This is a genomic window from Ignavigranum ruoffiae (assembly GCF_900110675.1).
Lineage (GTDB): Bacteria > Bacillota > Bacilli > Lactobacillales > Aerococcaceae > Ignavigranum > Ignavigranum ruoffiae.
This window is the reverse complement of the sequence record NZ_FOEN01000001.1, coordinates 218896-232951: the sequence shown is the minus strand read 5'-3', so window position 1 is coordinate 232951 and position 14056 is coordinate 218896. Positions and strand designations below refer to the sequence as shown.

General features: G+C 39.2%; 14 protein-coding genes. 8 read left to right on the top strand and 6 right to left on the bottom strand.

The features are described from left to right. Positions 1 to 3: 3 nt before the first annotated feature. Together BMX34_RS01075 and BMX34_RS01070 are read left to right on the top strand one after the other, a co-directional pair. Complete coding sequence (locus tag BMX34_RS01075; protein WP_234971650.1) at positions 4 to 1119, top strand: M20/M25/M40 family metallo-hydrolase; 1116 nt, start codon at positions 4 to 6, stop codon at positions 1117 to 1119. A gap of 11 nt (positions 1120 to 1130) precedes the next feature. Further along, positions 1131 to 2333: a M20 metallopeptidase family protein gene (locus tag BMX34_RS01070; protein ID WP_092569903.1), complete on the top strand. Its 1203-nt coding sequence runs from the start codon at positions 1131 to 1133 to the stop codon at positions 2331 to 2333. 169 nt (positions 2334 to 2502) lie between these two features. On the opposite strand, the gene iadA is transcribed toward BMX34_RS01070, so the two are convergent. The 6 genes from iadA to BMX34_RS01040 form a co-directional block, all read right to left on the bottom strand. Beyond that, entirely contained in the window at positions 2503 to 3684 is a 1182-nt protein-coding gene (iadA, locus tag BMX34_RS01065; RefSeq protein ID WP_092569901.1) for a beta-aspartyl-peptidase, read from the bottom strand. Positions 3685 to 3704: 20 nt separating this feature from the next. After that, on the bottom strand, positions 3705 to 5417 hold the full coding sequence (gene yfcC, locus BMX34_RS01060; RefSeq protein ID WP_092569899.1) for a putative basic amino acid antiporter YfcC: 1713 nt from the start codon (positions 5415 to 5417) through the stop codon (positions 3705 to 3707). A 176-nt stretch (positions 5418 to 5593) separates the two neighbouring features. Continuing rightward, a complete protein-coding gene (locus tag BMX34_RS01055) occupies positions 5594 to 5902 on the bottom strand; it encodes a DUF5960 family protein (RefSeq protein WP_092569897.1) in 309 nt (102 codons plus the stop codon). After that, the gene (locus BMX34_RS01050) at positions 5892 to 6269 is read right to left on the bottom strand and encodes a hypothetical protein (RefSeq protein WP_234971659.1); all 378 of its coding nucleotides are present in this window, start codon (positions 6267 to 6269) and stop codon (positions 5892 to 5894) included. The genes BMX34_RS01055 and BMX34_RS01050 overlap by 11 nt, the downstream gene beginning before the upstream one ends. Beyond that, the gene (locus BMX34_RS01045) at positions 6256 to 7668 is read right to left on the bottom strand and encodes a Y-family DNA polymerase (RefSeq protein ID WP_092569893.1); all 1413 of its coding nucleotides are present in this window, start codon (positions 7666 to 7668) and stop codon (positions 6256 to 6258) included. The genes BMX34_RS01050 and BMX34_RS01045 overlap by 14 nt, the downstream gene beginning before the upstream one ends. Further along, positions 7661 to 8326: a LexA family transcriptional regulator gene (locus BMX34_RS01040; RefSeq protein ID WP_092569891.1), complete on the bottom strand. Its 666-nt coding sequence runs from the start codon at positions 8324 to 8326 to the stop codon at positions 7661 to 7663. Before BMX34_RS01040 ends, BMX34_RS01045 begins: the two co-directional genes overlap by 8 nt. Before the next feature lie 262 nt (positions 8327 to 8588). Between BMX34_RS01040 and BMX34_RS01035 the strand changes: the two genes are divergently transcribed. The 6 genes from BMX34_RS01035 (at position 8589) to BMX34_RS01015 (ending at position 13937) form a co-directional block, all read left to right on the top strand. Next, positions 8589 to 11180 carry a hypothetical protein gene (locus BMX34_RS01035; protein ID WP_143440714.1) on the top strand — a complete coding sequence of 864 codons (2592 nt, stop codon included), beginning with the start codon at positions 8589 to 8591 and terminating at the stop codon, positions 11178 to 11180. Next, positions 11180 to 11869: an ABC transporter ATP-binding protein gene (locus BMX34_RS01030; protein WP_092569887.1), complete on the top strand. Its 690-nt coding sequence runs from the start codon at positions 11180 to 11182 to the stop codon at positions 11867 to 11869. The genes BMX34_RS01035 and BMX34_RS01030 overlap by 1 nt, the downstream gene beginning before the upstream one ends. Before the next feature lie 101 nt (positions 11870 to 11970). Further along, a complete protein-coding gene (locus BMX34_RS01025) occupies positions 11971 to 12474 on the top strand; it encodes a methylated-DNA--[protein]-cysteine S-methyltransferase (RefSeq protein WP_092569885.1) in 504 nt (167 codons plus the stop codon). Between the two features lie 241 nt (positions 12475 to 12715). Next, positions 12716 to 13216, top strand: coding sequence for an SdpI family protein (locus tag BMX34_RS01020; protein WP_092569882.1), 501 nt, complete (start codon positions 12716 to 12718; stop codon positions 13214 to 13216). Positions 13217 to 13412: 196 nt separating this feature from the next. Continuing rightward, on the top strand, positions 13413 to 13538 hold the full coding sequence (locus BMX34_RS09920) for a hypothetical protein (protein WP_268766594.1): 126 nt from the start codon (positions 13413 to 13415) through the stop codon (positions 13536 to 13538). A 39-nt stretch (positions 13539 to 13577) separates the two neighbouring features. Next, positions 13578 to 13937: a S16 family serine protease gene (locus BMX34_RS01015; protein WP_159428809.1), complete on the top strand. Its 360-nt coding sequence runs from the start codon at positions 13578 to 13580 to the stop codon at positions 13935 to 13937. Positions 13938 to 14056: the final 119 nt, after the last annotated feature.

Here is a 14056-nt window from a genome sequence, read left to right as displayed (position 1 = left end):
ATGATGATTAAAGAAAGAACTTTAGAAATCCTAGAAGAAATGTTACTAATCCATTCACCAAGTAAACAAGAAAACAAGATGGCGGATTATATTATTCAATTTTTAGAAAATTTATCGGCCGAGATTTACTTGGATCATTGTGAAGACAAGTATGGCGGGAATACCCCGGTCATATTTGCTAAAATTCCAGGAAAGCTTGAAGGGCCTGGATTTACCCTCAACGGACATTTGGATGTTATCCAACCCAACCAAAATTTAAAAATAATAAAAGAAGACGATATTTGGCGCAGTAACGGCACCACCACCTTGGGTGGCGATGATAAAGCGGGACTGGCTGCTATCTTATCAGCAGTAGAGTATATTGTTCAAAATAATCAGCCTCATCGAGATTTATACTTTATCTTTACGCCGGGTGAGGAACAGGGAATGCTTGGTGCAAAGAATATTCAATGGGACCAAGTCCATCAACACTTCGACCTCGCTAAAAATATTATTGTCGTGGATAATGCAGGAAAAGCAGATAAAGTTGCCTATCAAGCACCCACTTGTTATCGTTTCGCCATTGAGATTATTGGTAAGAAAGCCCATGCTGGTATCGAGCCAGAGAAGGGAATCAATGCGATTTGGGTTGCTAGTCAAATTATTAACAAACTTCCCTTATTAAGAATTGATCAAACGACCACAGCGAATATCTCACAAATAGATGCCGATTTCCCGAATAATGTTGTTCCAGATCGTTGTCAATTCACTGGAGAGATTCGGACGCATAGTGATCAAACAGCAAAAGATATCTTACAAAAATACGAAAATACGATTCAAGAATTTATAAATGATTATAGCTTTGAGTATTGGTGCGATTATCCAGTTTTACAATCAAAAGATAATCTAACCTTTGTCAATCAAGTCATTGACGCTTATAATAAAGTCGGTGTTCAAGCAGAGGCTCAAATTATTGGTGGAGGTTCGGATGCGAATTTCTTTGCTGAACAAGGCTTCAACGCAGCCATCATTGGTGTCGGTATGCAACAAGTTCATACCACCGAAGAATATCTGGAAATTAATGAACTTCACCATACCACAGCAGCTTTAATCGAACTATTGACTCAATCGTACGCATAGAAGGTGAACAAATGGAACCGCATAATATTCAAGCGCTCAAAGATGCTTATCAAGAAGACTTGATTCGCTGGCGCCGTGATTTACATCAAATACCCGAATTGGGTTTAGAATTACCCCAAACCAGTGCTTACGTCAAACAGGTTCTCACAGACCTTGGCTTGATTTATGACGATCATTATCTCCAAGGAAACGGCTTGTCAGTCTTAATTGAAGGGCAAAAAGCAGGAGAGGCCAGCCAGAAAGTCATGGGGTTACGGGCAGATATGGATGGGCTACCGATTGAAGAAGCGACCGGCCTAGCATTTGCTGCCAACAATCATTGTATGCATGCTTGTGGCCACGATGGACATACAGCGATTCTATTAACGGTAGCCAAATTTCTCCAAGAAAATCGGCACTTATTTGCAGGCAAGGTTAAGTTAATTTTCCAACCTGGGGAAGAATATCCCGGTGGAGCTAAACCAATGATCGACCAAGGGGTGCTGGAATCTCCTCAAGTCACTCGGCTATTGGGCTTTCATATCGGTCACTTAGATCCGAGTATCCCTGCTGGCAAAATATCCTATCAGGTCGGTCCCTTTATGGCTTCCATGGATCGGTTTAGTATGACCATTCGAGGCCGTGGTTATCATGGTGCCTATCCAGAGAACGCTCATGACCCCATCATCGCGGCTAATCATATTATTTCTGCCATCCAAACCATTAAGAGCCGAAATTTGAAAGCGACTGAACCCGCGGTCATTTCCGTCACCCATATTGAAGGTGGCGTGAACCAAAATATTATTCCTGATACAGTCTTTCTGGAAGGGACTGTCCGAACCATTAATTTCCAACAGCAACAATTTATTGCTCAGCGTTTACAAGAAATTGGCCAAGGGACAGCACTGATGTTCGATCTTGATTGTCAAGTTCAATATGATTATAAATATCCGGTCCTGATAAATGACCAAGAGGCGACTGAAGAAACGGTGGCCGTCTTAAGCAATACCCTTGGCTCAGACCAAATCGTTGAAACCCAAGCGCCTTTAATGGGAGGCGAGGATTTTGCTTTTTATGGTCAAGTGGTCCCAAGTTGTTTCTTATTTCTGGCTAATCCGGGTCTGATTGAAGGGAGCTTTCACGGTCATCACCATCCTAAATTTGACCTGGACGAAAGCCAGTTAATCGTGGCTGTTCAAGCTTTTATTCTGGCCACACTCGATTATCTACAATAAAACACAGTGACGCCTCAAGTCGTTCCTAATATTATAAGCACAATTGGCAAAATAAGACTCGGCAAAATTCTCCAGACATAACAAACTCGGTCAACTTAGGGTCAGCTGATCCCAAGTTGGCCGAGTTTTGGTTTAATATTTTACTTGTCTAGTCTTTTAATCAAATTGATTAAGCTTTCTCAAAAGTACCAAAGCGAATGGCTTCTCCGTTCTCTACCATCACTTGACCTTTAGCAATGACGGTCTGAATATCTAAACTTTCAGGATCCAATAACAAGATATCAGCATCATAACCGACTTTTAGACTGCCTTTATCTTGGAGTTTCAAGATTTGAGCCACATTGGACGTTACAGTCTGTAGGGCGATTTCTAGCGGAATATCTTCTCGTTGAACGGCTTCTTTGACACCGATTAAGAGTGACCGCGAACTAGCGACGCCGATTCTTAAGAAATTACCAGCAGCGTCGAAGACAGGTAAACTTCCTTGTCCGTCTGAAGTTAGGGTAATACAAGTTGGGTTTAGCCCCTTGTCTAAGACTTGACGAAGAATCTTACGGAAAGGAATCTCTCCGTCTAATGCTTGGGTTTGATCTGGATCTTCACTTCCAGTGACATCAAAGACTCCACCCATTTCAGCAAATTTTAAGGCTTCATCTACTAATTCTTGACTGCGCCCAATATGGGTAGGATAGAAGGTCGCAATCGGGATATCCGTCGTTTCTAAGGCTTGGAAAATTAAATCAAGTTTACTTTGACCGGGTCCTACATGAATATTCACTACTCCAGCTTTCCCAGTTAACAATCCGCCCACCCGAGCATCCGCAGCCGCATGGGTAAATTGTTCCAGGGTAGGGGCGCCATTACGGTGGTCAGCAATGGCAATTTCGCCAATACCGATTGCTTTATCAATTACCATCATGTCTTTAATAATCGAGTCGGTAACTGTCTTGACTGGCAAACGATAATTACCGATATAGACATAAGTTGAAATCCCTTCAATATCAAGGGCATGGGCTTTAGCAATTAATGCGACATCATCACGACCCTCACCATCCGTTCCTAACAGTCCACAAGCCGTAGTAACCCCAGCCAGGGTCAAGTCAGTTAATTGAACTTCGGGAGTTCGATTCTGATAGCCATTCTCGCCACCTCCACCCAAGAGATGGAAATGCGCATCAATAAACCCAGGACAAGCAATCATACCTTGTCCATCAATAATTTCCAGCTCTAAAGCATCCTCACTGATATCTAAATGATCAGCCATTGCGATGATTTCCCCACCTGCCAGTAAGATATCTTGCTTACCCTGAGGTTGGGGGGCATAAACTTGGACATTCTTAATTAATTTCATTGATTTACTCCTTCTAGCTCTTATTGATAACTAATAGCATAGGCAATAGATATAAAGATAATACCTAAGATGAATAGCACGCCTTGCATCTTAATTTGGAATTTCGCCCAACGACTCCAATCGATTCGGGCAGCTGCTAGACAACCCACTAGACTGGCAGAGACAGGGGTGAAAGTATCCACAAAACCTGAACCCAATTGGAAAGCCAAGACTGCAATTTGGCGAGAGACGCCAACAATATCCGCTAAGGGGGCCATAATCGGCATGGTTAAGGCAGCTTGACCCGAGTTGGATGTGACGACTAAATTAAAGACACTTTGGAATAGATACATGGCATAGGCACCGACTAGGGATGAAAGGTTACCTAAGGCATTGCCCACATGATAGAGAATCGTGTTCAAAGCTGAGAAGCTACCCGCATCAGCGCCACCAAGGACTAATAAGATCCCCTTGGCCATTCCCACCACCACTGCGGTTGGCGCTAAGTCAGAAATTCCATCTTTAAATGCAAAAGCCAGGTCGTTGACTGTAAGGTTATCTAATTTGAAGATTAAAGCAGTAATCCCCGTAACCAGTCCCATCAAGAAGAATTGAGAAGCTAATTCGGGAATAGAATATTCTAACGACATGACCCCATAAACAATCCAAGCTAGACCTAATAACAGCTCGGCAAGAATTATTTTATGAGCTAATAAAAATTCAGGTGTGGATTCTTGACTTTCTTCTTGATGATTGCGGAAATAATGATCCGACTCATAAGTCAGAGATGTTTCTGGATGGGCTTTAATTCTCTTGGCATAAAGCATGGTATACATACATGAAAGACTGGTAATAACAATCCACATAATAATCCGGAAACCGGCCCCAGATAAAGCAGGTAGGCCAGCAATCCCTTGAGCAATCGCAATGGAGAAGGGACTCATCCAAGAACAAGCATTGCCAATCTGCGAAGCGGCAAAAGTAATGGTCACAGCCGTGAGCGAGTCATAACCAATGGCCACACAGAAGGGGGCAATAATCATCACAAACGGAATGACTTGCTCTGAAGCACCAAAAGTGGCACCAGCAAAAGAGAACATAAAGAAAATTAAGGGTAGCGCCATGAATTCATAGCCTTGGGCATTTTGAACAAAGGCATAGATGCCCGCATCAATCGCGCCAGTCCGCATGATAATACCAAAAGCCCCACCGACAACCAGTAACAGGGCGACGATACCGATAGCCGACCCGTAACGATCTCCCGTGACTAGCCCTTCGAAGATATAGTTCAAGAAGCCGAAACCATAATGATCTTCTGTTCCCCAGACTTTGGCAGTCTTATGTAAAGTTTGACTTTGATCATAGATTGCTTGACCAAATGTTTGATATAACTCATCCTCATCCAGACCGACCCCCTCCAGATTGGCGAAGGTCAGGGTTTCTCCAGAGTTCAACAAATCGGCCAAAGCTGTTTGATCCACTTCATTCTCTTTAAGGAAATTTTGATTTTGGCTCACTTGACCTAATTTCTGACGCAAGACATCCTCTTTCAAGGGATGCATGTAACGGAAAGAATCTTGAATCAGGACCGTCCGAGTAAAAGTACTGCCTTGTGATCCCTGATATTCCATCTCTTGGGTCGTGTATTTACCGGCTGGAATCATAAAAGTTAATAGCCAAGCCAACACCACAATTGCGAAGATAATCACATAGGTGTGAGGCGTTTTAAATTGTTTCTTTTCTTTCACTTCCATAAGTTTCCTCCTTCAACCTTTTAAGAACATCTTTATCCTAACAAGGGATGGAAGCTTTTTCAATAAAAAACAGCAAACTTATTAAAATATTTTATCTTATTATAATTTTAAAGTTATAGTTGTGTTCATAGCTATTGACTGAACAAATAAGCCGCTTTTTTTCAGTCAGAGGCTAATCACTCCCTTTTTTTAGAAGTAGGGGGGTGATCGTCATGTCCCAGATACGAATAGGTAAAGACGGTCTTTTGCGGATTGATGGCGAGCAAATCAAAGAGAAAATAATGGTCACGGCCATCGCTAGCATTCTTCGCATTTAAGCGAAAATAAGTAAGTTGATGACTATGCATAAAGCGCAAAAGATCATCCGTCATGAAGGTCAAGGGGGTTGTAAGGGTAGAGAATCGATTAAAATCGGCCTCGAATTGGGCATAATTTCCCTGGAAATAATCAAATTGAATGGTAGCCATCTTCAAATCAGTCATCATCGAATTCCTCCAGTAAAGTTAATGACCTAATTTGTTGCAAAGGAATATATTTAATTCCTTCCTTAGTTGTAAAGTAAATACTTTGATCATTATAGTCACTGACCCGACCTTGGTAATGCATCAGCGGATCTACCGTAGATAATTCGGCCAATTGCTGGGATAAGAATAACTGAGTCAAGGCAAGTAATTTATCCGATTCTGCCATCATCGGCGATTCTCTCGAGACAGTCTGAGCTTGCTTTAAGGCTGAGTTGTGTTCCGATAGAAAGAATCCCATCCATTTAGCCATGCCCCGATCTTGATATTCCCGAGCAGATTTATAGGGCAGATAGCTCCGATCAACTCTGTCATTATCATTGAATTCCATCCAAGCCACCGGCATGACCTCCTACTAAGCTACTACGTTCTTGAGTCCGCGATCCTTCTAATAAGATAGAACTGCGCTGAATCGCCAGAAAACCAAATTGATCACGAATCTGATCCATGGTTTGTTCTAAGCGTGCTTGCTTGTCCTTCAGCGTTGGGTCTTCAAATAAAGAATACACTTGGTAAGCCTCATCGACCAATTGGCCGAAACGAACGCCGATTGAACGGACTGCTCCCCCTTGATAACGTTGACGAAAGAGGGTTCGCACATGACGACGCAGTTCGGCAGTACTCTGACTCGGATCAATCTTCTGACTTGCCTGTAAAGAAGGCAGAGGGGTTTCCCTACTAAAGCCTAAATAGATTGCCACGTTAGTTGTCTTCTTATGAGCACGTCGCAAACGAATCGCCACTTGCTCAGCCATCTCGAGGAGAACAAGTTCGATTTGATCCTTCTGGGTATAATCGCGAGGTAAGACCTGAGAATTGCCTAAGCCCTTGCTTTTCGTTCGATAAGGTCGGGAAAGTTTACTCTCATCGATGCCATGAGCATGAAACCACAATTGGAGACCAATGACCCCAAATTCTTTCTTCAATATCTCTGGATTTGCCTGAGCCAAGGCCCTGACGCTATCAATCCCCAGACAATTTAAGCGGCGTTCCGTCCGGCTACCAATCCCCCAGAAATCTGTTAAATGTTCTAACGCCCAGACTTTACTTTCTACATCTTCATAAGACCAATTCGCACGCATGGTTGGTGTGTGCTTGGCTTCATTATCGAGCGCTAATTTTGCTAAGAGGGGGTTAGCATTGCTCATTCCTACCGTAGAGAAGATACCCGTGGCTAGACGAATGTCTCGTTGGATTTGTGCACTGATCGTATCTAATTTCTCCCGTCGAGACTTGTTAGGATTAGGTTGGAAATAATTAAGAGATTTGCTTAAGTCAATAAAAGCTTCATCAATAGAATAGGGATGAATATCGCTATTGGGCGCATACTTCTGTAGGACTTTTAAGATTTTAAGATTTTCTTGGATATAATAGGCCATTCGCGGAGGGACAATCAAAGTTCGTTGAGCCCATGATTCAATATACTGAATATATTCATGGGTCATCGGCAAGCCCTGACGTTTCGCGTTCCGATATGAGAATTTACGGGTTCGCACATCAAAGGGCAAATCATAGCTTCGTCCTACATTTTGCTTACCATACACCTGTTTAAATAGAGGAGAGCTGGCTAAGATTAAACCACTAGCATTGTCCGCCCGACTCATCACGCAGAGGCAAGTTTTTAGGGGATGGAGGCCACGCTCTACACATTCGACACTGGCATAGAAAGATTTCATATCAATAAAGGCTATGTCTGAATGGGGTTCACGTTGATAATCAAATCTAATCATGGTAATCAACCTCGAGTGGCTTGAAGGTATGGACTACCGGCCCTACTATCCGAACTTGATCTAAGGGAGCATAGATATCGGCATAAGCTGGGTTCAAAGAAACCAGTCTGACTTGATGTTCTTCAAGATATACTTTCTTAATAAAGGTTTCCTCATTATAAACAACGGCATAGACAGCACCAGCTATATCAAAACCTTGTGCCCGAATCAGAGCAACCTCACCATCTTGATAGCGGGGTTGCATCGAGTCCCCATGAATCCAAGAAGCAATATCATACGTATAATCATGGTCAAAATAGACTGTATCATAGTCATAATTCTCCATATAAAAGTCACCCAATCCGGCGGACAAGCGGGCATGGACCTTATAGGGGACGAGTTGGCTGAGATAAAGTTGACGGGCATGGGCCAAGACTCGCTGCCGATTCTCAGCATTCAAGACCAAATAGCGGTGAATAAATTCTGTTTCGGCTTCGAAATAAGTAATATCCACTTGATAATAGTCACTTAAGGCCTGTAAGTTCTTGCGATTCGGCTGATAGGTCCCCGTTTCCCAACTGGAATAAGCCGAGCGGGTTACTCCAAGATGTCGTGCGACTTCAACTTGAGATATGCCCCGATTTAAACGAATCGCTTTTAATTTTTGCGGCGCAAACATCGCCTCACCACCTTGTCAAGTTATAACTTGACAATAGCATAGCAAATCTTAATGAGTTTTTCAATAAGGAAGGCGGCAACAAAGCCTTGTAAAAAGAAAAGGACTTGCTATAATAAAAATGAAATCGATTACAATATTGCAATCTAGAAACGAGTCCTCTTTGAGCAATCAACAAATCACCATAAAAGATATGTGCTACTTCTAATTGTACTAAACGAGGTATGGATGAAAAATTATATAAAATATATAAGAGAGAAGGGGAATGATGGGGTCTATCATCTTTGAGTTTCGTCGATTGATAAAGCGGAAATTAATCTATGTATTGTTAGCGATTGCTACAATCTTATCGATATTTAATCACTTTCAATTGCAAACCCATTCTAGTGAACAAAATCCTCAGAGTATCTTTGAATCATATTATGTCCAATTAATTTCCGTATTTCGGCCAAATACTGGCGACTACATTGAAGATCTTCGGCAAAACCAACAAATCAGTCCCGGTCAAGCTCACTTTTATTCAATGACAGAAGATCAGAATTACCAAGAATATACTAGCAGTCAAGGTTATCAAAGTAGCCAGTGGAATATCTTTATCAAGTATTTACAAGAGGGGATTGAAATCGATCAAATTCACTTAAATACTTATGAAGAGGCCTTGCTAACTTATGGCCAACACTTGGCAGATTATCTTAATCAACAAACTGATCCCAAAATATCCAGTGGCCAGAACGGAGCAGTTAGTCAGCTAATATATGGATTTGATTTTTTATTCGGAAATATTCCTATTATTTTTATTAGTTTAATGATTCTAATGCTAGCCACTGAAGATTTAGGAAGGATGCATCACCAGTGGCGATGGACCTTACCTACCAAGCGACGTCATCTATTAATGACTTATTTACCATTAACATTTAGTCTGGCATTGATATATATTTTGTTGGTAACTTTGATAACCGCTTCAATAGCAATGGTCACGCATCAAGGTCTAGGAGATATCAATTATCCCTTACGCGTCCTTAATATCCAGGATATTTACCAACCAGCTTGGCAAATTTTGATTACATGTTGGGCTATATTTTTCTTAAAGACTTTATTCTGCCTAAATTTAGCCTTATGCATCGCCAGTATTTTTCGTCAAGAGCGTGTATCTTGGTTAATTTTTACAGCTACTACGGGTTTTATCAGCATGATGACTCAATTTATGCCATGGTTTCAACAGAATCTCAATTCTTTTTATCAAGATATACAGAATCAATACCTTGGAAAAACTGTCCTCAAACAATTTTCTTTTACAGAATTGATTCAACAAAATCGAGCAACCTATCAATATATCGATCAGCAAATTCGATGGCCAGTCATCATCATTTGGCTGATTATTAGCCTCTGTTTCTTTTTTAGCGCCTATTATTTATATCCCCGTAATAAATTTTCTAAAGCTAAACCAAGATGGAGAGCTGTTGGAACAACTAAATCGCACAATACAAAGAAATTTGGCAGTCTACAATTTGAAAGTCGTAAATTAAAAGCATATTTTGCTAATCTCATATCTTATCTTTTAATCATCATGGTAATCTTTTCTTGTTTTGTCTTCATACTTAGACAAGATCAACATAGTGAAGAAGTTTTTGTGAGTGCACCATTTTTCGAACAAGATTATCAACTTATCCACGACGATTTTTCAGCTAAAATCAAGTTAATTGAAGTGGCTGAACAAAAAGAAACGGATCCGAATTTTATCTCACAATTAAATTATCAAAAACAACATTTAAATGAGACCATGGAATTTTTTGATCAAAGTTATCAAACCATCAAGAATCGACAGGCAGCTTTCAGAAACGGTGAAACTAATCACTTTTATCAAAGTTTTCAAGATGAACTTATTATGTACTTCAATCCTTATTCAACCATTGATTCTGCTACAGATGGTTTGCGTTATTTCCCGCGATATCAATATTATCCAACTGGCGACTTTCCTTCTGATTTTGCCTATAAATTATCTAGTCAACGTTTGCTAGCTTTTCAAGAACGGGAAATTCCTCCAATATTAGGTACTGCCATTACGCTGACTCCTTATGACGAGGCTGTTAATCCTGCTGATCGACTTCAAGACCAATTAACCTATCAGGCAGCCGACCAATCCTTTCTTGGACTGGTGTATCGGTTTGTTTCTGTTTTTCGCTTCGATCTCTTTTGCATTCTACTCCTCGTTTGCTTTATGGGCGGGGCATATAACAATGAAGGCGATCGGTATGAACATCTTTATTGGTTATATACGTTACCAAATAATCCTAAAAGAATTCATTTTGATAAGATATACGCCCAAATGGTTCAAGCCTTCAAATATTTTAGCCTAGCGATTCTGGTATTATTCGTTTTGGGGATGAGTCGTCGTGGATTTGGACAATGGGAGTTTCCCTTAGTTTATTATGATCAATTACTAGCGCATCCAAACATCTTAACCTACTTTGACAATAGCTTTCATTGGCTAAATTTAGGTAATTGGTTTGTAAATTATTGTATCTGGTATATTGTTTCCAGTCTTTTTATTCTGAACCTCATGGCTTTCCTATCAACCTATATTCCCAAACAACTCACGACATCAATACTTACGAGTCTTCTTCTTGTTTTAGGCTACTACTTTGGACAAGTGATTCCCAATAACTTGACAATTTATTTTCCATTTGCTCATTTAAATGGTTGCAAAGTACTTGATGGTTCTATTATGGTTCCGTTTCAATGGACTAATAGTTCCTTGTTTCAATCATTATTTGTTCTCATTATTTGGTCGGCTATTTTTTACTTTTTAACCTATCAACGAATACGTAAGAATAGATTGCTGGAGGTGAAAGCATAATGACTGTGATTGAAGTTAAACAGCTTGCTAAATCATTTCATCACCATCTTGTCCTAAAGGATATTAATTTTACGATAGATCAACCTGAAATTGTAGCCTTGGTAGGACCCAATGGATCGGGAAAATCTACCTTATTAAACATTATGGTTAACTTACTCAATCCTTCTTCAGGTTATGTAAAATTATTAGATCAATCCGTCAAAGATTATCGAATTTTTAATCAGGTTAGTTTTCTCAAAGACAATAGTATTTTATATCCTTATCTGACGGGTTGGGATCATTTGACTTATGCAGGTCACTTATATCGACTCTCTGACAAACGGTTGCAAGAAGCAGTGACTGCGTTCCAAATGACCGATTATATTCACCGACAAATTCAAGAATATTCATTAGGAATGAAACAAAAAATGTTGTTAGCTTTAGCCACCCTAAACCAGCCAAAAATTATGATTCTAGATGAACCATTTAACGGATTAGATCCTCAAGCGGTCATTGAAACACGGCAGCTTTTCAAACAACTACATCAGTCAGGGACTACAATTTTACTATCTTCACATACATTGAGTGAGATTGATAAACTAACTCGGCATATATTGTTCTTGAAAGATGGACAAATTCTGGAAGAATATCTTGATCAGAAACCGGGTTATTCAAGTGAACAACGTTATTTAGAGATATATCCAGTCTAATCTTTAGAAATATATCCAGTCTAATCTGACATCGACGACCGGTGAGAAAATTTATATAATTAATAGTGCCATTCATATACGAAAAAAGGGAAGTGTTAGAGATGTTATCCAAAAGTTATCAAACATCGCCCTTGGGTGACTTGCTGATTATCGCAGATAAGCAAGCTATCAAGGGACTTTGGTTTGTAGGGCAGAAGTATTATGCGAAAGGCTATAACTTGGAAGAAATTCCAGAACAAGTTACGCCAATCATTCAACTTGCCATAAATTATTTAACGGAATATTTTAATGGCGATCTACCTAAACTTGCTCTCCCACCAGTGAAACCAGAAGCGACGCCTTATCAACTAAGGGTTTTGCACCTTTTACAACAGATTCCCTATGGACAAACCATAACTTATCAGCAGATTGCTGACCAACTTAACCAGGATTTTCCTTATAAAACTACTTCGGCGAGGGCGGTTGGTGGAGCAGTCGGCCATAATCCAATTTCCATCCTGATTCCTTGCCACCGGGTCATTGGCAGTCAACAACAATTAACCGGGTACGCGGGTGGACTAGACCGCAAGCAAGCCCTATTAACCTTAGAAAGAAAATCTCATTAACAAAAAAACTCCCTTAAGTGATACATTTCGGTAATAAATAGGGGAGGTTGATAATATATTGATTTTGATTTAAAAATACGATCGCTAAGTTAATTTTTGCGTATAAATTATTCACAGGTTTTTTATGATGAAGCGAGCCTTTGTTTGACATCAATATTCAGATTTTGTCCTTAAGTTGAACCATTGAATGAATAGGTTTGTTATAATAGTAGTGAAATAAAATTTGGAAAGCGGGGATTGCATGAATAATTTACAAAAGTGGATCGTCTTGTTGGTGCTTGCTTTAATGCTTGTTATCCCAAATCCTGTGTTTAAAACCGTCTTGTGTCTAGCATATTTCTTATACTTAATCGTCGAAAATTATAGAGATGGTGCCGCTGCGTACAGCAAGCATCTTAATCTTGCTTTATACTGCGTGTTAATTTTTGTCCTATTATTTCAACATGTCCAACATTACGAAATATATCTTATTGCCATCTTCATGGTGTTACTGGGCGTTTTGGTAGAACATCTCGATTATAATGCTTTCATCGGGATTCGTATTCCCAGTACGCGAAATAGCGAAAAGAATTGGCGAAAGACCCACCATCTGATGGCAGTCTTAAGCATTCCTTTCGCATTATGCTTGTTAATTTTGAGTCAATTTATCAATCCTGAGACAGCTATCCTAGCAACTACCGTCAGCTGGCTAGCCATATCCATATTATATTCAATCTATGAGTATACGTATGAAATTAATTAAATGAATAAAAATTATCATACAATAACGAAAGACACGGTTGTTTGAATTTATAAGATTAGTAAAAAATTGGAAATAGCCTTATTAACAAAATAAAGGCTTCATTAAATAATAATGTTGAGAATCGCTATTGATAAAGCAGTTTAAAATGGTACAATCAATATGTTAGCGTATACATTCGATTTTAATGGAGGTTATTATGAAACCAAAAAAATTAATTCCAGAAGTTAAAATAGAAAAAAACAAGAAAAATTCTGTGGATCTAGCCAAAGAATATTCATGTTGCAAAAAAACGCAGAGAAATAAAGTAAAAGTAGGTACATAAAAATATCATGTATACGCTAACGTTTATATGGAGGTAAATATGAGATTTTTTGTTCCAGCAATTAGTAATAGAAATAATATAAATTATTTTGAAATACAAATAAAAGAATCATATCTAAATGAAGATGTATTTACAGGAAGTATAGGACAAGAATTATTAGATTCATGTCTCTTAGCTTTGACAACTTATAGAAACTTAGAACAAAAAAGGGAAAAATTCCATATACATTTTACTAATTCTAGTATGCAAAAAGATGGGACTTCGGCAGGACTCGGAATTTTTTCCAAGTTACAGTTCAATCTTGCAGATCATCTTAACATCTTAATAACAGGAGAGATTGACTTAGAAGGGAATGTCATTGAAGTAGGCGCGTTTTCAGAAAAATTGTCTTTTTTTTAGATAATAATGATAAATTCGATTATTTTATCTGTCCAGAAAAAAATATAGAAGAATTAAATTACAAAATACAAAATAATATAAAAACCGTAAAAAATTTAAATGATTTAAAAGGAGTATTT

Coding starts and splice junctions, on each gene's coding strand:
- BMX34_RS01075 (WP_234971650.1), top strand. CDS start 4: ATGATTAAAGAAAGAACTTTAGAAATCCTAGAAGAAATGTTACTAATC.
- BMX34_RS01070 (WP_092569903.1), top strand. CDS start 1,131: ATGGAACCGCATAATATTCAAGCGCTCAAAGATGCTTATCAAGAAGAC.
- iadA (WP_092569901.1), bottom strand. CDS start 3,684: ATGAAATTAATTAAGAATGTCCAAGTTTATGCCCCCCAACCTCAGGGT.
- yfcC (WP_092569899.1), bottom strand. CDS start 5,417: ATGGAAGTGAAAGAAAAGAAACAATTTAAAACGCCTCACACCTATGTG.
- BMX34_RS01055 (WP_092569897.1), bottom strand. CDS start 5,902: ATGATGACTGATTTGAAGATGGCTACCATTCAATTTGATTATTTCCAG.
- BMX34_RS01050 (WP_234971659.1), bottom strand. CDS start 6,269: ATGGAATTCAATGATAATGACAGAGTTGATCGGAGCTATCTGCCCTAT.
- BMX34_RS01045 (WP_092569893.1), bottom strand. CDS start 7,668: ATGATTAGATTTGATTATCAACGTGAACCCCATTCAGACATAGCCTTT.
- BMX34_RS01040 (WP_092569891.1), bottom strand. CDS start 8,326: ATGTTTGCGCCGCAAAAATTAAAAGCGATTCGTTTAAATCGGGGCATA.
- BMX34_RS01035 (WP_143440714.1), top strand. CDS start 8,589: ATGATGGGGTCTATCATCTTTGAGTTTCGTCGATTGATAAAGCGGAAA.
- BMX34_RS01030 (WP_092569887.1), top strand. CDS start 11,180: ATGACTGTGATTGAAGTTAAACAGCTTGCTAAATCATTTCATCACCAT.
- BMX34_RS01025 (WP_092569885.1), top strand. CDS start 11,971: ATGTTATCCAAAAGTTATCAAACATCGCCCTTGGGTGACTTGCTGATT.
- BMX34_RS01020 (WP_092569882.1), top strand. CDS start 12,716: ATGAATAATTTACAAAAGTGGATCGTCTTGTTGGTGCTTGCTTTAATG.
- BMX34_RS09920 (WP_268766594.1), top strand. CDS start 13,413: ATGAAACCAAAAAAATTAATTCCAGAAGTTAAAATAGAAAAAAACAAG.
- BMX34_RS01015 (WP_159428809.1), top strand. CDS start 13,578: ATGAGATTTTTTGTTCCAGCAATTAGTAATAGAAATAATATAAATTAT.